The organism is Mycobacterium sp. DBP42 (genome assembly GCF_005924235.1).
Classification (GTDB): Bacteria; Actinomycetota; Actinomycetes; order Mycobacteriales; family Mycobacteriaceae; genus Mycobacterium; species Mycobacterium syngnathidarum.
Genome location: NZ_VCMY01000050.1, coordinates 1 through 26,209, shown reverse-complemented (window position 1 = coordinate 26,209; position 26,209 = coordinate 1). Strand labels below are relative to the sequence as shown.

The following is a 26,209-nucleotide window of genomic DNA, read 5'->3' as shown; positions in this document are numbered from 1 at the left end:
CAACTCCTCCGGAGCGGCCAATTCGGCGTCGGCATGTCGCTCGAAGTTACATCACGTTTGCCGCATCCGTTGGTCCAGATCACATCGGGCCGGCAAAAATTGTCGTCCGCGGTGACAAATGTGACCGATGTGAATTCGTAACGGTCCAGATCGCCACCAATTGCCGATATCGGGGTCCCATCCCGCTACTTTGGTCGCGGGCTTTGGTAGCGAGTCTTGGTAACGGGCCGGAAAGGAGGAACATGCGCGTTGACGGACGGGAGATCACCGTCACCGGCAGCCTCCTGCAACCACCGACCCGACGCACCAACGACATCCTGCGCCTGACGCTGGCCGCGATCTTCCTGGCCACCGTCATCACCAGTTCGCTGATCACCCGCTATGAGTGGGTGTCACTGGAACGCTCGATCTCCGAGATCGTCGGCGTACTGACCCCGACCCAGTCCAACCTGGTGTACCTGGCCTACGGCATCGCGATCCTGGCCCTGCCGTTCGTGATCCTGGTCAGCCTGGTGCTGGCGCGACAATGGAAACTGTTGGGCGCCTACGCGGCAGCCGCGTTGATCACGATGCTGTCGCTGTCGATCACTGCCGGCGGCATCGCCGCGCCGAAGTGGCATTTCGATCTGTCGGACCGGCTCAGTTCTCAGCTCTCGCAGTTCCTCGACGACCCGCGCTGGATCGGCATGCTCGCCGCGGTACTCACGGTCTCCGGCCCCTGGCTGTCACGTCGGCTGCGCCGCTGGTGGTGGACGCTGCTGCTGGCGTTCGTGCCGATTCACCTGGTGGTCAGCGCCGTGGTGCCGGCCCGCTCCCTGCTGGGCCTGACCGCGGGCTGGTTCGTCGGCGCCCTGGTGGTGTGGCTCGTCGGCACCCCCGCCCTGGAAGTCCCGCTCGACGGCGCCGTGCGCTCGCTGGCCCGACGCGGGTTCGTCGTCACGGCGTTCACCGTGGAGCGCCCGGCAGGCGCCGGCCCGCTGACGCTGACCGCGCAGTCACCGGATCCCGACTCCAGCGCCGTCGTCGAGCTCTACGGCCCCAACCAACAGAGCGGCGGCGCGGTGCGGCAGGTGTGGCGCAAACTGCGGCTGCGCTCCAATGAGACCGCGCCCCTGCAGACCTCGATGCGCCGCGCCGTCGAACATCGGGCCTTGATGGCCATCGCGATCGGCGACCTCGGCCTGGCGAGTACCTCGACCATGTCGGTGGCGGCGCTGGACCGCGGCTGGACCCTGTACGCGCACAATCGCAAACGCGGCATCCCGCTCGACCAGAGCACCGGCGAAACCTCCGTCGGGCGGGTGTGGAACGCGCTGCGCACCCTGCACGACCACCAGATCTCCCACGGCGACCTGCGCAGCAAGGAGATCACCGTCGACGACGGCGCCGTATTGTTCGCCGGGTTCGGCAACGCCGAATATGGCGCCACCGACGCCCAGTTGCAGTCCGACATCGCCCAGCTGCTCGTCACCACCGCGGCGCTCTACGATCCGCAGTCCGCGGTCACCGCGGCCATCGAGGCATTCGGGCGGGAGACCGTGCTCACCGCGTCACGCCGGCTGACCAAGTCCGCGGTCCCGTCCCGGGTGCGTGACGCCGTGCCCGACGCCAAAGCCGTGATGACCGCCGCGCGCGACGAGGTGAAACGCCAGACCGGCGCCGACCAGATCCAGGCCGAGACCATCACCCGGTTCACCCGCACCCAGGTGATCCAGCTGGTGCTGCTGGTGGCCCTGGTGTACGTGGCCTATCCGTTCATCAGCACCGTGCCGACGTTCTTCTCCGAGCTGCGCACCGTCGACTGGTCGTGGGCACTGCTCGGGTTGACGGTCTCGGCGCTGACGTACGTGGGTGCGGCGGCCGCGCTGTGGGCGTGTGCCGACGGGCTGGTGAGTTTCCGCAATCTCTCGATCATGCAGGTGGCCAACACGTTTGCCGCCACCACCACGCCCGCAGGCGTCGGCGGCCTGGCCTTGAGCACCCGGTTTTTGCAGAAGGGTGGGCTGAGCACCGCGCGCGCCACCGCGGCAGTGGCGTTGCAACAGTCGGTACAGGTGATCGTGCACGTGATCCTGCTGATCCTGTTCAGCACCCTGGCCGGAGCGTCGGCCGACCTGTCGCACTTCGTGCCCAGCGCCACCATCCTGTACCTGATCGCCGGGCTCGCCCTCGGGCTCGTCGGGGCGTTTTTGGCCGTACCCAAACTACGGCGCTGGCTGTCGTCGTCGTTGCGACCCAAACTCGAAGAGGTCGGCGACGACCTGGTCAAACTGGCCCGCGAACCGCAGCGGCTGGCGCTGATCGTGTTGGGCGCCGCCGGAACCACCCTCGGTGCGGCCCTGGCACTGTGGGCCAGCGTCGAGGCGTTCGGCGGAACCACCTCGTTCATCACCGTCACGGTCGTCACCATGGTCGGCGGCACGCTGGCCTCCGCCGCACCCACCCCCGGCGGCGTGGGCGCGGTCGAAGCCGCCCTGATCGGTGGTCTGGCCGCGTTCGGTGTGCCGGCCGCGATCGGCGTCCCCGCGGTACTGCTCTACCGGGTGCTGACCTGCTGGCTGCCGGTGTTCATCGGCTGGCCGGTGATGCGCTGGCTGACCAAGAACGAGATGATCTGAGTTTCGGGCTGCGCGACGGCGTGTCTGTCGGGCGTGTCGCGGCCGGCGGGCGGGTACCGACTTGCCCGCCTATGAGCGACTTTTCAGCGACAGTCGCCACATGCATATCGTGAGCATCGTTGGCCACAGGCCGGGTGTGCACTTGAGTCACTTTGGTGTGTAATAGCCTCGTAGGAAACAAAATTCGGGGTGTCCAGCTGTCAGCGACAGTGTCGCTGACAGCTGGACACAGGGCCGATGAGCCGCGGATGAGTCATTGGTGGTCGACAGGCCGGGCCTCCGCCAACCAACCGGCAACCGAAGTACTCATGGTTCTGGTGGTACCCGCCACGGCCTTGACCGATTTCACCGGAATCGGAGACGAACCCGAGGGCTCGACCGGCGTGACGTCCTTGTCTTCGCACCTTCCATCCCGCCGCGTACGGCCACCGCCGATGGAAGCTCGCGACCTGGGCATTTCCGATACCGGACCCGAGCGCACGCGAGGCTCCGACGAAGAATTCCGAAGAATCCGTGCCTCCCGCAATCCCGATCAGGTGCCATGATGATGAGTCATGGACAGCGACGATCTCACCGAGCTGATCCGCCACGCCGACTCCGCACTGAGCGGTGTCGGCAAACTCCGTGCCGACGTCGCCGAGCGGATTCGCGCGAGCACCGACGAGGTGGTGACGCACACCCTGCAGTCGGCGCCGGTGCAACAGCTGCGTCCGTATCTGCCGCGCGGCGCCCGGCTGGGCGGTCTGACCAACTCCGATTACCGCACCGTCGCCGACCTTCACACCGTGCCGGCCCGGCTGCTGACCCAGGTTCCCGGTGTCGACATCGAGGCCGCACAGGCAGCGCAGGCCGCGGCACAGGCCATGGCCGACCACGTCCGTACCACCACGCGACCGAGGCTGCGCCCCGGGGAAGACACCAAGCTACTGTCCTCGCTGCTGACCCTCGTCGCCGCCGATGTGCCCGTCAAACAGCTGCGCCGGCTGATGCCGCGGCTACGCAGCCCCACCCCCTCAGATCAATTGCGGGAGTCGGTGCGCGTGCTGCTGGACCGCATCGACGAGGCCCACCATCACGACGGCGACGTGTGGGCACACTACCGCGCCGATCCACGCCCCATCGACCAGCTGCTCGCCGAATTCGCGTCCGGTACAACCGATGTGGACGCCGCGCAGGGCTTCGTGAACACCGAGGTGGTCACGCTGGTCGAGCGGACCGCATTGAACCGTACCCTGCTGCGTACCGAACTGCGCGGGTACCAGGAGTTCGGCGCCCGCTACGCGCTCGCCCGCGAGCGGGTGCTGCTGTGTGACGACCTCGGGCTCGGCAAAACCCTGCAGGCACTGGCGGTCGCGGCACACCTGACCGCAACCGCACAGCTACGCCACACCCTGGTGGTGTGCCAGCCCAACACCGGAATCCATTGGGCCACAGAGACAGCCAAGCACACCGCACTGCGGACGATCGAAATTCGCGGCAGCGAACGCGATACGCGGCTTGAGAACTGGAAGGCCACCGGCGGCGTGGCCATCGTCTCCTACGACACCCTGCAGCGCATCAAGCTGCCCGAACGTCCCGGCCTGGTCATCGTCGACGAGGCACACCTGCTGCGTGACCCGAAATCCGACCGGGCCCGCGCGGTCCGCAACGTACTGAGCGCCGACAACCGCGTGCTGTTCCTGTCCGGCGTGCCAATGCACCAGCGGATCGGCGGTTTTCGTCATCTCGCCGACTTCCTGCAGCCCGATGTGGCGGGAAAGGTGGCGCCCAATGCGGGCGAACGCGGATCGATCGCCTTCCGCCGCGCAGTGGACCGGGTATACCTACGACGGGACTACCGCGACGTGGTCGACGAACTGCCGGCGCGGATCTCCACCGAGGAATGGGTGCGGCCCAGCCGCGCCGATCGCGAGCGCTACCGACAGGCCGTCTCGAGCGGAAACTTCAGCGCGATCCGGCAGGGTGCCTGGCCGTCCGGCTCACCGACACCGGCTGCCAAGCTGGACCGGCTCATCGAACTGACCAACGAGGCCCACATCAACGGCGCCAGGGTGGTGGTGTTCTCACACTTTCCAGCGGTACTGGATGTCATTCGGAAAGCATTGCCGGGCAATATCTTCGGCCCGGCAGACGCATCGGTACCCGATCGGCAGGCCGTCGTCGACGCGTTCGCGACCGACCGCGGTCCAGCCACCCTGTTGGCCGATATCGGTGTCGGCGCCCTGGACCTGCGCCGGCTGAATGCCCCGGTGGTCTTCATCATCGCCGAACCCCAGTGGCAGCCACGCGCGGAGCGACGGATCGTCGGGCGCACCCAACGGCTCAGCGAACTGCACACCGTGCGGGTGTACCGGCTGTTGGCCAGGGCCACCGTCGACGAGCCGATCCGTCGCCTGGCACAACACCCCGACCAGGCTCCCCCACATCAGGATGAGGTGGTGCGGGCCGAGCAGGCCCGGCTGGCCAGGGCCGGGCTGACGGCCAAATTCAGTGGAAGCGGTTGATGATCGGGATGCGCTCGATGATCCGATCCCGCAGCCGCGGCTGAGGGTAGGTCACCGGCGGGGGAACATACGGCGGCGGCGTGTACACCGGCGCCGGTGCGGGCGGAACGTAGGCGGGCGCAGGTTCGGGTGCCGGTGCCGGCGGAGCCGCCGGAGCCGGCGGGACCTGAGCGGGCGGCTGCTGGGCCGGCGGATCGGCCGCCTCGACCGCCTGAGCCGGTGGCGGCGCCGCCGGGGCCGGTGGAGGAGCGGCCGGGGCCGGCTTGACGGCGGGCTTGCCGGCCGGCCTGTCTGCCGGTTTCTGCACCGGCTTCGGCGCCGGGCCGGCTTCGGGCGCCGATTCTTGAATGGAGGCGACCTGTGCCGTTTCGGACACCGCTCCCGGATGCAGGTGCAGGCCGATCGCGGCCGAGGTCGCCACGACGAGCGTCACCAACGCGCCGCCGACCACCGAAGACAACGCGCCGACCTTGGTCCAGTGCACCCGCTTGGCCGGTGTGTCAACGGTATTCACCGCGAGCGCCGCCGCCAGCCCGGCACCGCGCGCGAACGCCAGGTCGGATTCGGCCGCGGTGATCACCGAGGCCGGGATGGACTCGGCCAGCTCGGTCACGATCGGACCGTGGGCGTCGGAGCCCAGAATGAACATCGCGCTGATCGGACGGCCGGTGAGCGACAGCAATCCGGTGATGTCGGCGACGACGGTCTCGGACCGCTCGATACGGTCGGCGCTGACGTCGTCAGGGGTCACGATCGCCACGACGGCGGCATCGGGTTCGACGATGCACACCGCGATGTCGTCGTGCTCGGTGATCTCGGCGATACCACTGGCCAGCATGCCGGCCGCCTCGATCTCCGAGACCGCGAAGACGTTTCCGTAGCCGCGGTTGTCGAGGGACTGCATGATGCGGCCGGCCAACGGCGCCGCATCATTGGTCCACGTCACGCCGACGGCGTGGATTCGGTGTCCGGCGTCGAGCTCGGTGTCGTCCACCAAGCCCCGCAGCAGCCCGTCGGGGTCGTACTCGGCAGCATCCTCGAACGAGATTGCGCCGCGATCGAACGGGTGCCCCTCGCCCGTCGTTCCTTCGACGAGCACCCAGCGAACGGCCCTCGAAGTCATCGCGAGGCCGAGCACGAGATCCATAACCGATCCCCCGATCTGCCTAGTCAGTCGTTGATCAGGTTACCGGTGTGACCGCGCTTACACGTGGGGGCGGCGATCTCCGCGCAAACTCTTACGCCTGCCATAGCCGCCGCACTCATCGGGCGCACCCCATAAGCTCGCTGCATATGAGGTACCTCGCGGCCGTCCTGGCCACCACGTCCGTGCTCGCCGGGTGCGCCGTCGCGGGCCGGCCGACCATGGCCCCGGCAACCGACGAATGGCGCCACGCCATCACCGAAGCGGTCGCCGGACTCGGCACGCAGATGGGGCCGATCGCCAATGCGATGGTGACCTCGAATCACCAGACCGACTTCGGCGCGCTGCACAGCGCCTGCAATGACCTGCGCAACTACGTCGACTCCGTCCGGAACAAGGTCCTTCCCGGGCCCGACACCGAGGTCAACGACTCCCTCGGGCAGGGCCTCGACGGCTACCGCAGCATGGCCGATCAGTGCGTGGTGTTGACCCCGGAAAACAGCGAGGCCCGGCTGGGCAAGATGAGCGCCACCATGGACGAGGCCCATCTACACATCATGGATGCGCTCAAGCTCCTCGAGGTCAAGATGCCGAAGCGCTGACGCCCGCGGGCGAGACCCGAGACGTGATGGAGACCTCAGCCAGTTAATTAGGTTTTCGTAGCGATTGTGTTCAAGAATTGTTTACCGTGTCGTTACAGTTCGTCCTGCTGTGCATTGTCGTTTTCACCGCCTTGATGTTCGATTTCACCAACGGCTTTCACGACACCGGCAACGCGATGGCGACTTCGATCGCCAGCGGAGCACTCAAACCACGCACCGCGGTGGCGCTGTCGGCACTGCTGAACCTCGTCGGCGCATTTCTGTCCACCGCCGTGGCCGCGACGATTGCCAAGGGCCTCGTCGATGCCGATCTGGTCACCCTGGAACTGGTGTTCGCCGGGCTCGTCGGCAGCATCGTGTGGAACCTGCTCACCTGGCTGATGGGTATCCCGTCCAGCTCGTCACATGCTCTGATCGGCGGCATCGTCGGCGCGATGATCGCCGCCGTCGGAGGCCACGGCGTGATCTGGCACGGAGTCGTCTCGACCGTCATCGTGCCCGCGGTGTTGTCACCGCTGATCGCCGGTGTGGTGGCCTGCATCGCCAGCTGGCTGGTGTACCGGTTGATCCGGGGCCTGCCACACGACCGCACGATCGCCGCCTTCCGTTACGGACAGATCGGCTCGGCATCCCTGATCTCACTGGCGCACGGCACGAATGACGCGCAGAAAACAATGGGCATCATCTTTCTGGCCCTGATTTCCTACGGCGCCGTGGACGAGTCGGCGACCATGCCGCCGTTCTGGGTGATCGCCGCCTGCGCCGTTGCCATCGCCCTGGGCACGCTCTCGGGTGGCTGGCGGGTCATCCGCACGCTGGGCAAGGGACTCGTCGACACCGAGGCGCCCCAGGGCATGGCCGCCGAAGTCTCCTCGGCGGCAACCATTCTGCTGTCCAGCCACTTCGGCTACTCACTGTCCACCACACACGTCGCGACCGGGTCCATCCTCGGCAGCGGCGTGGGCCGTCGCACCGAGGTGCGCTGGGGCGTGGCCCGCAACATGGCCACCGCCTGGCTGATCACCCTGCCCGCCGCGGGCCTCGTCGGCGCCCTCACCTACGTTCTCGTGCACGGCATCGGCGGCTTCGCCGGACCATTGGCCGGGTTCGTCGCCCTGATCGCCTCCGTGGTGCCCATCTGGCTCAAGTCGCGTAAACCGCCGATCGACCACAACAACGTCAACGACGCGTGGCAAGGCAGCCTCACCGCGGTCGAAAGCAAGTAGGGACGGGGCGTCACATGAACAACTGGATCAATCTCGTGGCCGTCGGCAAGATCTTGCTCTTCGGCCTGGCGGTGGGCGCATCGGTACCGACCTTGTTCGCGATCGGCGTGCGCCTGCACATCGCGGGCGGTGCCGCCGATGGCGCCTCAGACGCCGGCCATCGCCGTCTGCTGACGGGCCTCAGCTGGGTGATGTTCACTCTGGTGCTGGTGGTCGTGGTCACCGGCGTGCTGTTCATCGCCAACAACTTCATCGGCCATCACACCGGTGTCTACCTGTTCGGCGACAACGCCCACTGACCGACAGCGCCCACTGACCGACAACGCCGACTCACGCCAGCGGCGCGATGGGCACCGCAGTGGATGTCGTCGGCGACGGCGGGCTTTGAGCGGGGGCCGGCCCGGGAAGGTTTGGCGGCACCGGACCCATGTGCTGTGCCGGTTGGGCAGGCTGGACCCGCGACGGCTGCGACGGCCCGGCGCCTGCCAGCGTGGCCGGCGGAGCGGGCTGTGTCGCCTGGCGCGCCCAGTCGTCCTGAAGCTTGCTCGCCGCAAAGGCCGCGCCCTGGTTCACCAGCCCGGCTTCGGCGTACTGGGTGTGGATGCCGAAGCTTCTGCCTTGCGGATCACACACCAGGTCGTTGTCGACGCAGAGGTCGATCGCCTTGGTCGTGTAACTCGGGCCGACGATCACCGACGGATTGTTGAGCACCCTCATGAATCGCTGCGACGGCTTCCCGAACAATGCCACGGCCGAGACATGGTCAGCTAAATCCGGCGGCATCGGCGCGGGCACGCTGTCCGGTGAAATTCCATCGGGCACAACGCTCGCAGTTACGAAGCCGATCACCGCCGCGCCCTGAGAGAAACCGCCGAGCACCATCTTCGTGTCGGGACAATTGGCAGCGGTGGTCATGATGCGAGCCCGTGCATCAGCGATTCCCTGTACCGCAGTAGGAAAGTCGGTAGTCGCCGGGTAATCGACGGGATAAACCTCGACCGATTTCGGAGCGACGTTGGCGCGCAATGAATCAATGAACGCCGCGCCGGTATCACCGACGCCCGGCGCTTCCATCGTGCCGCGCGCGAATATCACCTCGGCATCCGGACACGGTGCCGCAGTGGCGGTCGGCATCGCCATGTTGCTCAGCACGGAAGCCGCCCCCGCCATGACGGCAACTAAACCGGCACTTCCGAATTTCCCCACGAATTCACTGTGACATAGCGCAGCATTGAGCGCGCCCCGAGTAAGCGGAGGCATAAAGGTCCCTCAATAACCAAAGAGAACTCTTAAGAAAGGAATTCAGAAATGATGGGTCGGGGTCGGGGGGTGTCGTCGCGCCGTGCGCGAAGGCACGGCATTTCACGCAGATGGGCATCGATGTTGCTGACCGGCGGCGTCGTCGCGACATCTGCAGGGGTCACGATCACCACGCCGACGGCCACCTATAGCGCCGATGTTCAACTGACCGGCACGACGATCGGCGTCGGGCCGTCATTCGACGCATTCGGATTGACCGTTCCGATGTTGTTCTACGGAAGCATCATCCCGGAGGGCGAGTCATTCCACACTCTCCCCTACCCGGCACAGATCAACCTCAATTATCCGATCATCTCGGAAATACCGGTATTGTCCGACCTTCCCTATTGGCCGCAGACACTCAAACGGTCCGAGTCCGTCGGCGCCGGCTACCTGCTGCAGGACATCGCCGCAATGCCGGACGGCGAAAAAATCACCATCATCGGCGTATCGCAAGGCAACCAGGTCGCCGAGATCGCACGGGCCGCAATGGCCCGGGACCCGAATTACGTTGCCAACGCCGAGAACTACGAATTCGTCTTCGTCGGCAATCCGTATCAACCCGACGGCGGCATCCTGATCCGGCTGGCGTCGTTGCACACTCTCCCGATACTGGGCGACGTCTTCCCATTCGGCCGCCCGGGGCCATCCGACAGCCCTTTCAAGACAACGTATTACCAGAACCAGTACGACGGCATCGCCGACTTCCCGACATATTTCAACGTGCTTTCCCTGGTGAACTCCTTTGCCGGACAAGCGTTCGGGCATGCCATTCCCGGCTACGCGCTGGAGTACCCCGACGAACCCAACGCCGTCGTCACCCAGGTGGGCAACACCACTTACGTGATGCTGCCGCAATACCTTCCGCTGTTGGCACCGCTACGGATCCCCGCCTCCTTCATCGGCGCGGAGCGCTTCGTCGACGCCATCGACCCGGTGCTGCGGGTGTTCGTCGAGATGGGTTATGACCGCACCGCAGATCCCAGCCACGCCAGGGAATTCAGCTGGGTGCCCCCGGCAGGGAAGCTGCGGGAAGCCCTGAACGAATTGCCCGGGGCGTTCGAGCAGTCGATCGCAATCCTCGGCGGCCAAACATATGTTCCGACCCTGCCCCAGCCCGTGGTCTCGGACACCGAACCAGAAGCTCCGGTCACCGAACGTCCGGTGCATCCGGTGGGCACCTCGCCGTTCGAGCAGGGAATGCGCCACGCGGTCGAAAACGTCGCAGCGGCCTTGTCGGACGCCACCCGGCCGTTCGCCAAAGTGCTGCAGGCCATCGGCGGAAGGACCTCACCTCCGGAGACCGTTGAACCGCCCGCTGCCGATACCGCACCGAAGTCCCGGCCCAGCACGAGGGCGCCGAAGCAATCGGACTCTGCCCGCGGCGATTCGGCCCCGCGATTGAAGGCGGTACCACCGGTGAGGGCCGGGCACCGGGATTCGGTTCGCTCGACCGTTCGTTCATCGATCCGCTCGGCTGTCGGTTCAGCCAAGCAGGATGCGAAGCAAAGCGCCAAGCAGCGCACCAAGCAGGGAGCGAAGTCGGCGCAGAGCAAGCACGACCGGCCCGCGAAGCGCCGCAGCGCCAAGGCCGGCTAAGGCTGGGGCGGGCGCTGCGGACGACGCTGAATCCGCAGCGCCTGCGTCGGCACCTGAAGATCGGTGGTCGGCGGTGCGGCCAGCACCGTCGTCGAATCCTCCTTCAGGCGAACGATTCTCGGGACCGACGCGGCACGGGGTTGCCGAGCGATGGTGGGCGGCGCCGGATCGTCGACGGCGGGCCTGGACGGCACCACCTCCGTCGGCGGCTCGGGCGCCGGTTTGGCCGCGCGGCTTTCGCGTCGCAGCAGGTAGCCGGCGAATGGCCCGGTGAACACCATCACCGCCAGCACGAGCAAGCTCAGCACGCACACGGTGACATCGAAGGTGCTGGTGATCTGCTGGGCCAGGTTGTTGCCGTAGATCGCCGCGGGCGCGGGGCCGGCGTAGCGCGGCGCCAGGGCCACACCGATCGCCACGTTCGCCGCCGTGAAGACGAACAGCACCGCGCTGAACGCCGCGGCGACGGTAGTCGAGGTGATCCCCTTGTCGAGCTGGCGATGCAGCCACCGCGCCACCAATGCGGTGATCAGGTTGAACACCGTCATCGCCACGGTGTCGTACAACGCCCGCGGCAGGTCGAGCGACCACGCGATCAGAAAGTCCACGATGCGCAACGCCGCCGCCGCGAACGCCCAGAAGGCGATGAGCGTCAAGCACTTCTGTGCGGCGCCGCGGTAGGCGCCGATGGTCGGCGGCTTGATCAGAAACACCGCGTACAGCGTCGTCGGCGCGACGATGGCAGCGGCGGCTGCCCAGGCGAGATAACCCTCGTAGCCCACGGCCGCCGTCGAAGTGTTCTGGGCGATGCCGTGAAAGGCATCGATGTCGCGGCCGATCCCGGCAAGCCACACCAGCGCGGCCGCGATCGCGCCCGAAACACCGATGGCCGTGGTGGCCAGCCGCGCCGCTCCGGTGCGCTCGGTCAGCCAGCGTGAGGCGATGACCAAGGCGATCATCGCCTCCGCACCGTAGAGCAGGGTCGTGACGATGACGGCGATATCGTGACCACCGAACTCGACCTGGGTGACGAACAGGTACCGCAGCCGCCAGTAGAGGTTGAAGGCCACCGACAGCGTCGCCAACGCGATCGAGATGAAACCGATCACCCGGGCAATGGTGTACCAGCGGCGAAACTTGTTGTCCTCGACCGTGATCGACGTGATGGGCGGTTGCCCGGCCAGCAGTGCACCGGCAACACCGAGCAGCATGCCCGGCCCCACCCCGGGCGGGACGGCACCGGTTCCGCCGCCGCTCACCGTCTGCGCCACGTGGTAGCCGACAAAGCAGATCACCACGACGAGGTAGGCGGCGCTGAGTGCAAGCCGCACGCGGCTGGTGCGGCGCACGTCGGCGGTCGCGGCCGTCAGCCGGAACGGACCGGCGTGCGGCGCAAGCGCGGCACCGACGGCAAGCAGCGTCACCACCGCCAGCGCGGCGAACGTCGACCCGGCGCTGCCGGGCACTCCGAGGCCGAATTCCAGGTTCCACGGCAGCAACATCGCCGCCACCAGCAACGCCACGGCGAGCCCGTCCCGCACCCGGTTGGTCCGGGTCGGCAGGTAACCGACCCGCGGGGGACGCTCCACGACTCGCGCGGCCATCGTCGCCACCTCGACTGTGGCGGACGCGTCGTAACGCTCGTCGCTCACGTACCGATTCCTCTCTATGAGTGACAACGCAGCGGGACTCAACCAGCGTGCTCACTTTTGCTCCGACGCACAAGCAGCGCTGGCAGCCGCATCGCTCGCCCCCCAGGGCCCGTCGCTGGCGTGCGGTAGCTTGGATTTGTCCGTCGGGGCTCGTACAACACCCATAAAGCAAGGAGTGGAACCGTGGACGTAGTCCTCGGGGTGGCGGTCACCGGGCGTGTGGCGCGCTTGGCCATGATCGGTTCGCCCGCGAGTGGCGGCCAGGTTCTGGATCAGTACGCGCTCGATCTGCCCGATGACCTGGTGGCCGAGATGTCGGAACTGGCCGAAACCATCATCGGCACCTACCGCGCCGTGACCGAGTCCGGCAACCAGGTGGCCGCGACCCGGCTGTGCGTGCCCGACGAATCGGCCGCCGACACGTTGCGCCAGACCGTGCTGCACGCCGGTGTGCCGAACGTCGAGGTGGTGACCGAAGCCGAGGCCGCCGCGGCTCTGGCCCGCAGCGTGGGTGCCGACGCCGCATTGCTGCTCGCCGATGACGACACCGTGTCGCTGACGACGATCGGGGACCGGACAGCGACACCTGCCCCGGCATTGACGACACTGGCCACCATGCCGATCGGCACCGCCGGCCCGGCCGCCGCGTGCGCGGCGGTGTTGCAGCGGCTGCCCGCCGACGAAGCGCCGACCCGCGTGCTGTTGGTCGGGCAACGCCTCGATCTCGATTCCGTTGCCGCAGAACTCAGTTCGACCGCTCCGGTGGAGGTGGCCGCGGATGCCGGCTACGCGATAGCCCGCGGCGCAGCCCAATTGGTCGGCGATGTCGCACCGGCGAGTGCGTCCACTCAGATGGCGCCTGTCGTCGATGCGCCACAGGCCCCGACGCAGATGGCGCCGCTTTCAGAGGCCACACAAATGGCGCCCGCGGCGGCCGATGCGACGCAAATGGCCCCCGCCGCAGGCGACCCGACCCAGATGGCACCGGCCGGTGCGGACGCCGCCGTCGGACCGGATCTGGCGTACTCGCAGGAGCCCGAGGACCAGCCCTGGGCCGACGAGATGCCGATGGACGCGGTCAACGAGTTCGTGCCCGAGCAGGAAGACGACCCGGAATACACGACCGTCATCGCACCGCCTCCGCCGCGGATGCTGCTGATGGGCAGCGCCTTGGCGTTCGTGGTGGTCAGCTTCGCAACCCTGGCCACCGCTGTCGCGATCAACGTCCGGCCGACGGCCGATGTGCGCGCGCAACCGGCCCCCACCCAGCAGGCACAGACGGTGCCCGGCAATTACCTGCCGCCGGTGCCGCACGAGCCGGATCCGGTGGCGCTGCCGGTGTCTGTGCTGACCCCGCCGCCCGCGGCTCCGGCCGCACCGAAGGTGCGCTCCGGCACCGGCAACCAACCGGTCCAAGCGCCTCCGCCGGCGCCACCTGCCGCACCACCTGCGGTGCCCGCTCCCCCGCCGGTCGAGGTGTCGCCCGTGCCGGTACCGCTACCGCCGGTCGTGTGGCCGACACTGCCGTCACCGTGGGTGCCGACGACCCCGCCGACCACGACGACGAAACCTCCGACAACCACGACGGCGCCACCGACCACGACCACGACGCAGCCGCCCACCACGACGACGCAGCCGCCGACGACAACCACAGCGCCGCCGACGACAACCACAGCGCCGCCGACGACAACGACCGCGCCGCCGACCACCACCGCCCCACCCACGACGACGGCCCCACCCACGACGACGGTGCCGCCGACCCACACGTCCACCGAAGCGTCCGCACCGACAACCGAAGCGCCGGCCCACACGGCACCGGTGGAACAGCCCGCGACCCAGGCCCCGGTGACGACGGTGGCACCGCAGTACCCGTCGGGCGGCGGTTCGTCGTCGGGCGGCGGTTCGTCGTCGAGTGACGGTGAGTCCTCCGGAGGCGGGCTCTTCGGCGGCGGGAGCGGCAGCGGCTCCGGTGGTTCGCCGGTGACGACGATGCCCGCCAGCCCGTAACCGACTGCGCCGCCGGCGGACCTACGTCACCAGCGTCGGCATGAATCTTCGCCCCACCCACTTGGCCGTCTCGACGGTCAGGAAGATCACGATCGACAACGCGATCGCGACCGACCACCCGCGGAAGGTGATGGGCGCCGAGTGGAACCAGGTGTGCATGAACGGCGCGTAAGTGAACAGCAGCTGCAGAGCGATCATGGCTCCGGCCATCCGCCACACCCACCGATTGCCCCGGAACACCTGAGGCCGCAAGCTCGACGAGGTGACGAACCGGCAGTTCAGCAGATAGGCCAGCTGCCCCAAGGCCAGCATGTTCACCGCGGCGGTCTGGGCCACCGCCAGCGGATACCCACCGGCGCGGGCCACGAAGAACTCCGCCAGGGTGGCGCCGGCCACCAGGATCGACACCAGGGAGATCATCGCGACGTCGGCCCGGTTCACCAACGCTTGCTTGGGGGTGCGCGGCGGTCGCTGCATGAGACCGTCCTCGGCCTTCTCGAACACCAGCGCCAGCGACAGGGTGACGGAGGTGACCATGTTGACCCACAGGATCTGCACCGGCTGCAGTGGGAGTGCGAACCCGGCCAGGATCGCGACGAGGATGATCAGTGACTGCGCGCCGTTGGTGGGCAGCATGAACAGCACGGATTTCCGGATGTTGTCGTAGATCCGCCGGCCTTCTTCGACCGCCCGCTCGATGGTCGCGAAGTTGTCGTCGGCCAGGATGATTCCGGCCGCTTCCTTGGTCGCCTCGGTGCCTTTGATCCCCATCGCGACACCGATGTCGGCGCGGGTCAGTGCCGGTGCGTCGTTGACGCCGTCACCGGTCATCGCGACCACCTTGCCCTGGGCTTGCAGGGCACTGACGATGCGCAGCTTGTGTTCCGGGCTCGTGCGGGCGTAGACGTGGACTTCGTCGGCCACCTGCCGCAGCCGGGTCTGGCTCATCTCCTCCAAGTCGGCACCGCTGAGCACCCGCGGCGGATCGTCGGCTTTGATGATCCCCATCTCGCGCGCGATGGCCTGCGCAGTTCCGGCGTGGTCACCGGTGATCATGGTGACCTGGATCCCGGCTGCGTGACAGGTCGCGATGGCGGTGACGGCTTCGGGCCGCGGCGGATCGACGATGCCGACGACGCCGAGAAATTCCAGTCCGTTCTCGACGTCACCGATGTCGACGGTGTCCGAACCGGCCGGCCGCCTGGCCGCGGCCAGCACCCGCAGGCCCCGCGCACTGAGTTCATCGATGCGTGCCTCCCACGCGGCGCGGTCGAGCGGCTCTGCGGCGGAGCCGCCGGCCTGGGTGGCCGACCGGTCCAGCAGCCGGTCCGGTGCACCTTTGACGTAGAGGTAGCGCTCACCGCCGGGGGTGTCGTTGAGCGTCACCATGAACTTGTTGGCCGACTCGAACGGCACCACGCCCAGGCGTGGCCAGTCCGCATCGTCGATCCGTGCCTTCAGGGTCAGTGTGCGCAGCGCACCCTCGGTCGGCTCGCCCACCACCCGCCACTGACCGTCGGCCTCGTTCAGGCGTGCGTCGTTGCACACGGCCATCGTCGTCAACAACGCTGCCAGGTCGGGATAGTCGGCCACCGTGATCGGGGCCCCGTCGCGTTCGAGGGCACCCTCGGGCCGGTATCCGGTGCCGGTGACGTCGAACAGGTGACGCGCGGTGGCGACGGTTCGGGCCGTCATCTCGTTCTGTGTGAGTGTGCCCGTCTTGTCCGAGCAGATGACATTGACCGCGCCGAGTGCCTCGACGGCGGGAAGCTTGCGGGTGATCGCCCGCCTGCGGGCCATCTGCTGTACCCCGAGTGCCAAGGTGATGGTGACGACTGCGGGCAACCCCTCCGGTATCGCGGCTACAGCGAAACCTATTGCAGCCGTGATCAATTCATCCACCGTGAATTGGTGCACCAATTTGCCGACCACCAGCATCACCGCGGCCGCGCCCAGGATGCCCACCGACAGCTGGCGACCGAAACGCGCCAGCTTGCGAGTCAGCGGGGTTTCGATGGATTCCACGTCGGCGATCAGCGACTGGATCCGGCCGATCTCGGTGCTGGTGCCGGTGGCGGTCACCACGCCGGTGCCCGAACCGGCCGCCACGATAGTGCCCGAATACACCATCGACATCCGATCGCCCAGACCGGCATCCGGGCCAACCTGAAGCACGTCCTTCTTGGCGGGCAGCGACTCACCGGTCAGCGCCGACTCCTCCACCCGCAGGTTCGCGACGGTCAGCAGGCGCATGTCGGCCGGGATGCGGTCCCCCGACGCGATGCGCACGATGTCGCCGGGAACCAGGGTCTGTGCGTCTACCTGTTGCCAGTGACCGTCACGACGGACCTGCGCGGTCACCGACAACATGCTCCGGATGCTGTCCAGCGCGCGCTGGGCCCGGCCTTCCTGGATCAAGCCGACCACGGCGTTGACGATCGCAACGGACACGATCACCGCACAATCGATCCAGTCGTTGAGGATGGCCTTGAGTACACCCGCGGCGATCAGGATGTAGATCAGCACATTGTTGAACTGCGCGAAGAACCGGAGAATCGCAGGCCGCGGACGCTTTTCGGGGAGTTTGTTCGGACCGTGGGCGGCCAGCCGCTCGCGCGCGCTGTCACCATCCAGCCCGTCGCCCGAACTGCCCAGAACCTCAAGCACTTCGGCGGCGCTGCGGGAATGCGCGAGCGCACCGACCAACGCATCTTCTGCCGGGGCGGCCGTTTCCGCCATATTCGGATAGTGCCCGGCGCGGCGACACCGCGCAATCGGTAGTTCGCTTTCCGGACCGCCGACAGCCGATACCTTGGAAGCGACCGTCCGTTGCCGAAAGGAACGCCGCAGTGGCCAAGAAACGCTGGAAAGACCTGTCCCCCAAAGCCAAGACGGCCGTCATCGCAGCGGCCGCCGCGGACGCCGGACTGCGGGCCTGGGCGTTGCGCGATCTCGCCGGCCGCGAGCCGAGCCGGATCAACGGACCGAAATGGTTGTGGGGCAGCGCGCTCGGACTGCTGAGCACCTCAGGCGTGCTGCCCGTGGCGTACCTGCTTGTCGGACGTAGGTCCTGACCGGCGGTCAGGACCTACGTGCCCTTGACGTTCATCACCTGACGGAGCTCATGCTCGACCTCGATCAGGCCGGCCGCGTCAGCCATCACGACGTCGATGTCCTTGTACGCGTCGGGAATCTCGTCCACCCACTCCGTTACTCGATGCCGTGCATCCGCCGCGCGAGGTCCTCGGCGGTGAAACGACAGCGTGCTTCGTTGCGGGAGAACCGGCGTCCGGCGCCGTGCGGGGCTGAGCACAGCCCGGCCGGGTTGCCCTTGCCCCGCACTACATACGACCGCGTTTGGCCCGATCGTGCCGGTCGACCGACCCACAGTGGGGCACAGCAATTTGTCAGATTTGACGAGAAACGGTACCCCCGCGCCAGAATAGAGTTCGAGAAGCGAAGACGAGTCGGGACCGGGGGGTCCGATGAAACTTGGATGGTACGTGTTCATGCACCGGCCTGATGGTGGCGTGATGCCGATCGCTGGATTCTGGCGCAAACGCGCCGCATTGCGGTGGATCGAGGAACACGCAGAAGGCGACCAGCACCTTGAGGTCCATCGGTTCGGTTGGTGGTCGGCTGATGCCGCCGGCCGACGAACCGCAGCAGACCCCACGAGCGGCTACCCGCGATCCGACAACCGCCGCTGAGACGCCAACCTGTCGGCATCGAGCCCACGAAACCAAACAGGCCCCCTCGAAAGGGGGCCTGACTTGGGTGGCAGGTACAGGATTCGAACCTGTGTAGGCGTAAGCCGACGGATTTACAGTCCGCTCCCATTGGCCGCTCGGGCAACCTGCCTGGGTGGTGCGCCGCCCCGTCTCCGGTTTGGTGCGACTAGCAGGGTACAACGAGGATGTACCCAAGTTACAAACCGGCAGGATTTACCGAGGAAAGAGGAGGGGCGTCCAATGGCGGATTCCAGCTTCGACGTGGTCAGCAAGGTCGACCGTCAGGAGGTCGATAACGCGCTCAACCAGGCCGCCAAGGAACTGTCCACCCGGTTCGACTTCCGCGGCACCGACACCAGCATCGCCTGGAAGGGCGAAGAGGTGATCGAACTCACGTCCAGCACCGAGGAGCGCGTCAAGGCCGCGGTCGACGTGTTCAAGGAGAAGTTGGTGCGTCGCGACATCTCGATGAAGGCCTTTGACGCCGGCGAACCGCAGGCCAGCGGCAAGACCTACAAGGTGACCGGCGACATCAAGCAGGGCATCAGCAGCGAGCAGGCCAAGAAGATCACCAAGATCATCCGTGACGAGGGCCCCAAGGGCGTCAAGGCCCAGATCCAGGGCGAGGAGATCCGGGTCAGCAGCAAGAAGCGCGACGACCTGCAGGCCGTCATCGCGCTGCTCAAGGGTTCCGACCTCGACGTGGCGCTGCAGTTCGTCAACTACCGCTGAGTGTGTTGAGTCTGCGGTGAGGGCCGTAGCTTCGGCCAGACCGAGGCCCTTACCGCAGACTCGACGCGGTGTTATTCGGCGCTAGGCAGTGCGAGCCGTCGTCGCCGTGTAACGGCTCGGCCGATGCGCCAGCCCGTAGTGCCCGCGCAGCGTCGTGGCGGTGTAGTCGGTGCGGAACAACCCGCGCCGTTGCAGGATCGGCACCACCTGCTCGACGAAATCTTCCAGGCCGCCCGGCAGATGGGGCGGCATGATGTTGAAGCCGTCGGCGGCGCCCTCGGTGAACCACAGCTCCAGGTCGTCGGCCACTTGCTCGGCCGTGCCGGCGAAGGTCCGGTGCCCGCGGCCACCGCCGAGTTTGGCGATCAGCTGCCGCACGGTCAGCGACTCACTGCCGGCCAGATCCTTCACCAGTTGGTAGCGGCTCTTGTTGCCCTGGATCTGCTCGATGGGCGGCAGTGCGGGCAATGGCGCATCGAGCACATGCGCGGTCAGGTCCACCCCTAGCATCCGCGAGAGCTGACGCAACGAGTACTCGGGCGAGATCAGGTCGGTGAACTGTTGCTCCAGTTCCCGAGCGGCATCCTCGGTGGGGCCGATGAACGGCACGATGCCGGGCAGGATCTTCACCTCGTCGGCGCTGCGCCCGAACTTGACCGCACGGGACTTCACATCGCGGTAGAACGCCATGCCGTCGGCCACCGAGCGCTGTGCCGTGAAGATCGCCTCGGCGTACCGGCCGGCGAAGTCCTTGCCGGACTCTGAGGAACCGGCCTGCACCAGCAGTGGACGGCCTTGCACCGAGCGCGGCGAGTTCAACGGTCCTCGGACGGTGAAGTGCTCGCCGTCATGGTCGATGCGGTGCACCCGGTCGGGGTCGGCGAAGATGCCGGTGTCCACGTCGAAGACCAGCGCGTCGTCTTCCCAGCTGTCCCACAATGCCGTTGCCACATCGACGAATTCGGCGGCCCGCCGGTAACGCCCGGCGTGATCCGGAATGCCGCGGACTCCGAAGTTGGCGGCCTCGTCCTCTCCCGCCGAGGTGACGATGTTCCACCCGGCTCGTCCGCCGCTGATGTGGTCCAACGAGGCGAAGCTGCGGGCCAGCGTGTACGGCTCGACATAGCCGGTGGTGGCGGTGGCGATCAGGCCGACACGCTCGGTCGCCGTCGCCATCGCGGCCAGCAGCGTGATCGGCTCGAAGATCGCCTGCGTGTTGTGCTTCACCCGCGGCCCCACCGCCAGCCCGTCGGCGAAGAACACCGAATCCAGCTTGCCGCGCTCGGCCACTTGGGCCAGGCGTTGGAAGTGCTTGACGTCGGTGAGGTTTCGCACATCGGTACGCGGGTGCCGCCAGGCGGCCTCGTGATGTCCGACGCCCATGAGGAAGGCGTTCAGGTGCATTTGGTGTGCCAATGGTTCCCTTTCCTAGGTGGTGGCCCGCCAGCCCGACAACCGGCCTTCGACGGCGACGACGATGCCGTTGAAGACCACGCCCACCAGCGCGATGGTGACGATGCCGGCGTACATGTCGGGGATCTGGAAGTTGAGTTGTGCCGCGGTGATCAGGTAACCCAATCCAGCTTTGGCACCGACCATCTCAGCGGCGATCAGGACCAGGATCGAGGAAGCCGCGGCCATGCGCAGGCCGGTGAAGATGGTCGGCACGGCCGCGGGCAGAATCACCTTCCGGACCAGCTGGACCGGCGACAGTCCCAGCGAGCGTGCCGATTTGACCAGGAGCGGATCCACGGTGCGCACGCCGGAGACGGTGTTCAACAAGATCGGGAACGACGCCGCGTAGATCACCAACGCAACCTTGGAGGTCTCCCCGATCCCCAAGATCAGAACAAAGACCGGCAGCAGCGCCAATGCGGCTGTGTTGCGGAAAAGCTCCAGGATCGGGTTGAGGAACTCCGCGACCGGCCGGTACCAGGCAATCGCCACCCCCAGCGGGATGCTGACCACGATCGCGACTGCCAGGCCGGCCAGGGCACGCGACAGGCTGGCCGAAACATGCTCGGCCAGTTGACCGTTGCCCAGCAACGTGAACCAGGCACCGGCCACCTCGGAGAACGGCGGCAGAAAGACCTTGTCCACCAGCCCGATCCGCGGTGCCACCTCCCACAGCGTCAGAAACGCGGCGACGACGACCGTGGGACGCAGCAGGCGCCAGGCCAGGGCAGGCAGGCGCGTTCCGCGGTGCTCGGGCTCCGGCGCGTCCCCCGGTGACTCGATCGCCTGCTCAATGGTTGCCGCGACCGGGGCCTCGGCGATGGCGCTAGACATGGTGAACCTCCTCGGACCGGGCGCGTTCGACCTCGTCGTGCAGAAGCGACCAGATGTGGTGACGCTGCGCCCGGAAGCCCTCGCTTGAGCGGATGTCCACACCGCTGCGGTCGATGTCGATGTCGACGATCTTCTTGACCCGGCCGGGTCGCGAAGTCAGCACCGCCACCCGCTGCCCCAGGTACAGCGCCTCGTCGATGCCGTGGGTGATGAACAAGATGGTCTTGCCGGTGGCCCGCCAGATCCTGAGCAGCTCGTCCTGAAGGGATTCGCGGGTTTGGGCATCCAGCGCGGCGAACGGCTCATCCATCAGCAGCACCTCGGGATCGAACGCCAGGCTGCGCGCGATCGCGACGCGCTGCTTCATGCCACCGGACAGCTCGTGCGGGTAGTGATCGGCAAAGCCATCGAGCCCGACCAGTTCAAGATACTCATCGGCCCGCCTGCGCCTCTCGGCCGCGGGCAATCCTTTTGCCTCCAGCCCGAATTCGATGTTCTTGCGGGCAGTGCGCCACGGCAACAACGCGTATTGCTGGAAGACGATGCCCCGATCCAGGCCGGGGCCGGTAACCGGCTTGCCGTCGAGCAGGATCTCCCCCGACGTCGGCTGGGTCAGCCCGCCCAGCAGATCCAGCAGGGTCGACTTACCGCAGCCGCTCGGCCCGACCAGTACCAGGAACTCTCCTGCCGCCAGGTCGATGCTGACGTCCCGGATCGCGGTGAAACGGGTCTTCTCGCCACGGACCGCGAACTGCTTGCCCACCCGGCGGAGGCTGAGCTTCGGCGGCACGCCCTGTTCTTGGATACTCACTTGTGCCCCAGCGCTTTCCCGTCCGGGCCGCTGCCATCGGGATAGGTTCCGTTGGCGTACGGGTTCAGGTCGTTGGTATAGAGGTCTTTCGCCTTCAACTGGCCTTCCTTCAGCTCGCCGTTGCGGGCCAGCCAGTCGATCCAGGTCTGCAGTTCACGTTCGTCGACCACGCCGCCGGGCACCGGAATACCTGAGCTGCGCCAGTACTCGATGGCCTTGGTGTCCTCATTGCGATGGCGTTTGTCGATGATCTCGCCGAACTTCGCCACCACCTCGTCCCGCGGGGTCACCTGCGTCCAGCGGATGGCACGCGCGGTGCCCTGGACGAAATCGGCCACGGCGCCGCGGTTCTTGGCCAGGAAGTCGTCACGCACCACATAGGTGCCGTAGCTGAACGCCCCGAACAGCGACTTGTCGGTGAACAGTGGCCTGATGCCGCCACGTTGCAGTGCGGATTCGCGGTAGATCTCGTTGAGCGCCGCGACGTCGATCTGCCCGTCTCGCAGCGCCTGCTCGGTGTTGATCGGCGGCACCACCGTGAGCGTCACGGTTTTGATCTCGTCCTGCGACAGTCCCTGCTGTGCCAACCACTCCCGGGTGAGGAACTCGTGGTGGGCGCCGAGGGTGTTCATCCCGACCTTCTTGCCGATCAGGTCGCGGGCCGAACGGATCGGACCGTTCTCGAGCACGTAGTAGCCGGTGTACTCGTCCTCGTCAGCACCGTAGGAGCTGAGCACCGAGGTGATCGGAGCACCGGCCGCATTGAGCTTGACCACGGCACCGTTGAAGGCCGAACCGAATTCGATGTCGCCCGTGGCCACCGACTGGATGTCCTGCGGCCCGCTGGTGGTGTTGCCGACCCAATCCAGTTTTATGTTCTTGAAATAGCCGAGTTCCTCTGCAAGCTCGTGGAATTCGACCTCACCGGTCCATCCCTGGTAGCGCAGCACGGTCTTGCCGTCTTCGGTGCGCGCCGACCCGCCCGACGAACCGCACGCGGTCAGTACCACCACGACTGCGCTGAGCATCGCAAGTACTGAACTGAATAGCCGCATGGCCGTTGTCCCCCATGGAGTCGCACTGATTCGGTGCGGCTCATGGTGGCAACAAAGTCAGGCCGAGTAACCCTTTAGCCTCGCCGAGAATCGAAAGGGTCTACGCCAGTGCGCCCGGACGCCTCAGACGCCGCCGAACTCCGGCTTCAGCACCGGGGCGAGCGCCGAGAGGGGGATGTGGGCCTGCACGGTGCCGCCGTCCATCGACCACTGCATCCGGCCCGGGGTGAAATCGATCGGCGAGTCGCGACCGACGGGGTAGTCCGGCATGTAGAGGATCAACTCGTCGTGCGTCAGGGCCCAGGCCTTGTACCCGCCCGAGTACACCTTGTCGGGTGTCCAGCGGTCCGGGGTGAACGGATAGGTGCCGGGCTGGTGTGGCGGCGGCGCAGCGTCGAGGGCGGCCACGATGAACGGCTCGCCCAGGCGCGGGATCTCGGCCCGATGATCGACGCCCGCTTTGAACAGGTCGGCCAGCTGCAACTGCCGGCCACCGGCGAATGTGAAGGTGCGGTAGGCATCACTCACGATCGGCGCGTTCGGGTGGGAAAGGGCGTCGGTACCGAACGTGGCCGAGTACATCTCGTGGAATACGGCACTCACCGCGCCACCATGCTGAAAGATCTCGAACTGCTCTTCGCCGAAGCTGTCGGCGGCCATGTTCTGCGCGGCGTTGCGCCAGTTGTTCATCAGGTTGGTCAGGTACTGCCGGATGACGGGGTTCTCCACCAGATCGCCGGGCAGCGCCATCGTGATGTCGCGGACCGCTTTTCGATCCGAGGTCACCGACGTGCGGCAGGCCTGCCCGTCCCACTGCCCGGCCAGTTCGTCACAGAACGAGGCCGCCGACGCCGAGGCGATCGGGGCGGTCGTGATGGCAACAACCGCGCCGGCCGCCACGGCCGCCGCGCAGATCAGCTTGCCGATGCGCATCATAGGCCGCCTCAGGCGAGTTCCACTTTGCTTGCGCGCCATTGCCCGTCGACCTTCTCCATCGTCATCTTGATGCGGCTACGGTCGATCCGCGGGTCGGGAACGCTGGTGTTGGACACCGACTGGTCGACAAACAACAACACCACGACCTTGTCCTTGCTTGCCGACTGCACGGCCGACTCCACCACCACGCCATGCGCGGAGGCCTTGTTGTCGATCAGCAACTGGCGCAGCTGCATGCTCGACTGCGAGTACATGTCCTTGAACTCACCAGTGGCCCCTGCCAGTACCTGGTTGAAGTTCTCGTCGACCTTGTTGGAATCGATACTCGTCAGGATCTGGGCGTAACTCACCGCAGCATCCTGGGCCTGCTTGCCGGCCTGAGCCACCTGGTGGGCTTGCCATGCCTGCCATCCGAGGAAACCCGAAAGCGCCAAGACAGCGACGAACACCACCGCGAGGGCACCGATGAGCACCCGCCGGCCCCATCCCGGCTTCTCGGCCTCCGTCTCTTCATCAGCCGCTGACTCATCTTCGGCGTCCGTCTCGTCGGCATCCGTCTTGTCAGCGCCGGACTCGTCCTTGTCCTCGGTCTCCGACCCGGCCTCCGCGGTCTCCTCGACACCGATCGCGTCGTCGACGGTTTCGTTCTGCTCGTCGTCGGTCTTCTTGTCGGTAGTCACGGTCACCATCATCTCCTTCTGGTGAGGTTGGGCCGATCAGCGCGGCGGTTCGATCGGCAACGTCGGTCCACCGTACGGTGTCGGAATGGTGTAGCGACCCCGCGGTGTCGGGTCGGTGGTGCGCCCCAGATCAGCCCCCGGCGGTGGGCCCGCAGTATCGTCACCGGCCGGGCGCGGCGCGTTCTTGGCGCCACGGACCAGCACCCCGGGATGGTCATCGCGGCAATAGGTGTACATGTAGGGCTCGGGATAATCCGCGGCCGCCGGTGGCCGGCGCGGGGTCCCGTAGTCACAGGTATAGCGCGGATAGATGTCCGCGGTGACCCACAGCCCGTTGTCGTGCATGACGCTGCCCAGCGCATCGAGCACCGAGGTGCGGTAATTCGGGAACAGCGCATTCAGCGCAGGCACCCGCAGATACAGCAATTGCGATGTGCTGGCCAGACTTCCGAGCAACTGCACCATGGTGTCGGAGTTGTCGGCGAACAGGTTGTCCACGGAGTTCAGTGCGCCGGGGGTCTGATTGGTGAGGCGGCGGAAGCCTTCCCGCATCTTGTTCACCCCGTCGAATGTCGAGCTGAGGTTGTCCGAGGCCACCGCGATACCGGCATTCTTGTCCGCTGCCAGGTTGAACACCACGCGGCTGTTCCGCAGGACGCTCACCGTCTCGGGCAGCACCGAGTCCAGTGTCGACAGCAGGAACGTGCCCCCGTCGATGACATCTTTGAGCTTGCCCGGGCCGGCTTGCGACATGCTCAGTTCCTTGCGGATCACCTTGAGCTTCTCGACATCGACCTGGGCCAGCGCGCCGTCCGCGTCGGCGAGCAACTGGGCCAGGCTCACCGGCACCGTGGCCTTACCCGGGCCGATCACGCTGCCGTCGGTCAGGAACGGGCCGTCGGCCGAGTCCGCCACGAAGTCGATGTACTGCTCACCTGCCGGGGAAAGCCCGGACACCCGCACGTCGCTGGACTTCGGAATCGACACCGCCGAACTCACGTTCACCACGGCCCGGACCCCAGAAGGCGTGATGTTGAGCCGTTCCACCCGCCCGACCCGGACGCCGCGCAACGTGACGTCCTGATTCGGCAGCAGGCCTGCCGATTCGGGCAAATCGATGGTGATGCGGTAGCTGGAATCGAACGGCTTGATCCGCAGCGCCCCGATCATCAGGTAGGCGCTGGCCACGACCAGGGTCATCACCAGCGCGCCGGCCGAGAGCCAGGCGCGACGCCGGTACCCGGTCCGGACCACCCGGACCAAGAAATCCGCGAGTGCGTTGATCATTGCGGTACCTCCGCGGGGGCCGGGGCCGGCGCTGGGG

20 protein-coding genes, 1 tRNA gene and 1 pseudogene are annotated in these 26,209 nt (G+C 66.8%); 9 read left to right on the top strand and 13 right to left on the bottom strand.

Annotation, left to right across the window (positions count from 1 at the left end; genetic code table 11):
• Positions 1-242: 242 nt before the first annotated feature.
• Together E0T84_RS27940 and E0T84_RS27935 are read left to right on the top strand one after the other, a co-directional pair.
• On the top strand, positions 243-2,618 hold the full coding sequence (locus tag E0T84_RS27940) for a lysylphosphatidylglycerol synthase transmembrane domain-containing protein (protein ID WP_070186286.1): 2,376 nt from the start codon (positions 243-245) through the stop codon (positions 2,616-2,618).
• Positions 2,619-3,172: 554 nt separating this feature from the next.
• Positions 3,173-5,122, top strand: a complete 1,950-nt coding sequence (locus E0T84_RS27935; protein WP_070186284.1) for a DEAD/DEAH box helicase — start codon at positions 3,173-3,175, stop codon at positions 5,120-5,122.
• On the opposite strand, the gene E0T84_RS27930 is transcribed toward E0T84_RS27935, so the two are convergent.
• Positions 5,106-6,269: a hypothetical protein gene (locus E0T84_RS27930; protein WP_070186283.1), complete on the bottom strand. Its 1,164-nt coding sequence runs from the start codon at positions 6,267-6,269 to the stop codon at positions 5,106-5,108. The genes E0T84_RS27935 and E0T84_RS27930 overlap by 17 nt on opposite strands.
• A 146-nt stretch (positions 6,270-6,415) precedes the next feature.
• Between E0T84_RS27930 and E0T84_RS27925 the strand changes: the two genes are divergently transcribed.
• The 3 genes from E0T84_RS27925 (at position 6,416) to E0T84_RS27915 (ending at position 8,393) form a co-directional block, all read left to right on the top strand.
• Positions 6,416-6,868, top strand: a complete 453-nt coding sequence (locus E0T84_RS27925) for a hypothetical protein (protein ID WP_138746103.1) — start codon at positions 6,416-6,418, stop codon at positions 6,866-6,868.
• Between the two features lie 86 nt (positions 6,869-6,954).
• Positions 6,955-8,094: an inorganic phosphate transporter gene (locus tag E0T84_RS27920; protein WP_138746102.1), complete on the top strand. Its 1,140-nt coding sequence runs from the start codon at positions 6,955-6,957 to the stop codon at positions 8,092-8,094.
• A gap of 14 nt (positions 8,095-8,108) precedes the next feature.
• A complete protein-coding gene (locus E0T84_RS27915; protein WP_138746101.1) occupies positions 8,109-8,393 on the top strand; it encodes a hypothetical protein in 285 nt (94 codons plus the stop codon).
• Between the two features lie 31 nt (positions 8,394-8,424).
• Here the strand turns inward: E0T84_RS27915 and E0T84_RS27910 are convergent, their stop codons facing one another.
• Positions 8,425-9,264 carry a cutinase family protein gene (locus tag E0T84_RS27910; RefSeq protein WP_070186279.1) on the bottom strand — a complete coding sequence of 280 codons (840 nt, stop codon included), beginning with the start codon at positions 9,262-9,264 and terminating at the stop codon, positions 8,425-8,427.
• Between the two features lie 210 nt (positions 9,265-9,474).
• Here E0T84_RS27910 and E0T84_RS27905 point away from each other — a divergent pair, with 210 nt between their 5' ends.
• Complete coding sequence (locus E0T84_RS27905) at positions 9,475-10,992, top strand: PE-PPE domain-containing protein (RefSeq protein WP_138746100.1); 1,518 nt, start codon at positions 9,475-9,477, stop codon at positions 10,990-10,992.
• Here E0T84_RS27905 and E0T84_RS27900 read toward each other — a convergent pair.
• A complete protein-coding gene (locus E0T84_RS27900) occupies positions 10,989-12,644 on the bottom strand; it encodes a hypothetical protein (RefSeq protein ID WP_138746099.1) in 1,656 nt (551 codons plus the stop codon). The two genes, E0T84_RS27905 and E0T84_RS27900, sit on opposite strands and share 4 nt — an antisense overlap.
• 183 nt (positions 12,645-12,827) lie before the next feature.
• Between E0T84_RS27900 and E0T84_RS27895 the strand changes: the two genes are divergently transcribed.
• Complete coding sequence (locus E0T84_RS27895; protein ID WP_249383765.1) at positions 12,828-14,651, top strand: hypothetical protein; 1,824 nt, start codon at positions 12,828-12,830, stop codon at positions 14,649-14,651.
• Positions 14,652-14,672: 21 nt separating this feature from the next.
• Here the strand turns inward: E0T84_RS27895 and E0T84_RS27890 are convergent, their stop codons facing one another.
• Entirely contained in the window at positions 14,673-17,390 is a 2,718-nt protein-coding gene (locus E0T84_RS27890) for an HAD-IC family P-type ATPase (RefSeq protein ID WP_138746098.1), read from the bottom strand.
• 110 nt (positions 17,391-17,500) lie between these two features.
• Here E0T84_RS27890 and E0T84_RS27885 point away from each other — a divergent pair, with 110 nt between their 5' ends.
• Positions 17,501-17,725: a hypothetical protein gene (locus E0T84_RS27885; protein WP_070946774.1), complete on the top strand. Its 225-nt coding sequence runs from the start codon at positions 17,501-17,503 to the stop codon at positions 17,723-17,725.
• Positions 17,726-17,739: 14 nt separating this feature from the next.
• Here E0T84_RS27885 and E0T84_RS27880 read toward each other — a convergent pair.
• A pseudogene (locus E0T84_RS27880) lies at positions 17,740-18,008 on the bottom strand (RtcB family protein); the annotation flags it as partial.
• A 421-nt stretch (positions 18,009-18,429) separates the two neighbouring features.
• Positions 18,430-18,512, bottom strand: a tRNA-Tyr gene (locus E0T84_RS27875).
• 110 nt (positions 18,513-18,622) lie between these two features.
• Here E0T84_RS27875 and E0T84_RS27870 point away from each other — a divergent pair.
• A complete protein-coding gene (locus E0T84_RS27870; protein WP_070186373.1) occupies positions 18,623-19,114 on the top strand; it encodes a YajQ family cyclic di-GMP-binding protein in 492 nt (163 codons plus the stop codon).
• An 81-nt stretch (positions 19,115-19,195) separates the two neighbouring features.
• Here E0T84_RS27870 and E0T84_RS27865 read toward each other — a convergent pair whose 3' ends face one another.
• The 7 genes from E0T84_RS27865 to E0T84_RS27835 all read right to left on the bottom strand — a co-directional run bounded on the left by E0T84_RS27865 (position 19,196) and on the right by E0T84_RS27835 (position 26,172).
• Positions 19,196-20,518: an LLM class flavin-dependent oxidoreductase gene (locus tag E0T84_RS27865; protein ID WP_138746097.1), complete on the bottom strand. Its 1,323-nt coding sequence runs from the start codon at positions 20,516-20,518 to the stop codon at positions 19,196-19,198.
• 24 nt (positions 20,519-20,542) lie between these two features.
• Positions 20,543-21,403, bottom strand: coding sequence for an ABC transporter permease (locus tag E0T84_RS27860; RefSeq protein ID WP_138746096.1), 861 nt, complete (start codon positions 21,401-21,403; stop codon positions 20,543-20,545).
• Positions 21,396-22,214 carry an ABC transporter ATP-binding protein gene (locus tag E0T84_RS27855; protein WP_249383764.1) on the bottom strand — a complete coding sequence of 273 codons (819 nt, stop codon included), beginning with the start codon at positions 22,212-22,214 and terminating at the stop codon, positions 21,396-21,398. The genes E0T84_RS27860 and E0T84_RS27855 overlap by 8 nt, the downstream gene beginning before the upstream one ends.
• Entirely contained in the window at positions 22,211-23,242 is a 1,032-nt protein-coding gene (locus E0T84_RS27850) for an ABC transporter substrate-binding protein (protein ID WP_249383763.1), read from the bottom strand. Before E0T84_RS27850 ends, E0T84_RS27855 begins: the two co-directional genes overlap by 4 nt.
• 150 nt (positions 23,243-23,392) lie before the next feature.
• Positions 23,393-24,202, bottom strand: coding sequence for a DUF3298 domain-containing protein (locus E0T84_RS27845; protein ID WP_070186379.1), 810 nt, complete (start codon positions 24,200-24,202; stop codon positions 23,393-23,395).
• An 11-nt stretch (positions 24,203-24,213) separates the two neighbouring features.
• Positions 24,214-24,897: a tetratricopeptide repeat protein gene (locus tag E0T84_RS27840; RefSeq protein WP_070946776.1), complete on the bottom strand. Its 684-nt coding sequence runs from the start codon at positions 24,895-24,897 to the stop codon at positions 24,214-24,216.
• A 24-nt stretch (positions 24,898-24,921) separates the two neighbouring features.
• A complete protein-coding gene (locus E0T84_RS27835) occupies positions 24,922-26,172 on the bottom strand; it encodes an MlaD family protein (RefSeq protein WP_138746094.1) in 1,251 nt (416 codons plus the stop codon).
• Between the last annotated feature and the right edge of the window lie 37 nt (positions 26,173-26,209).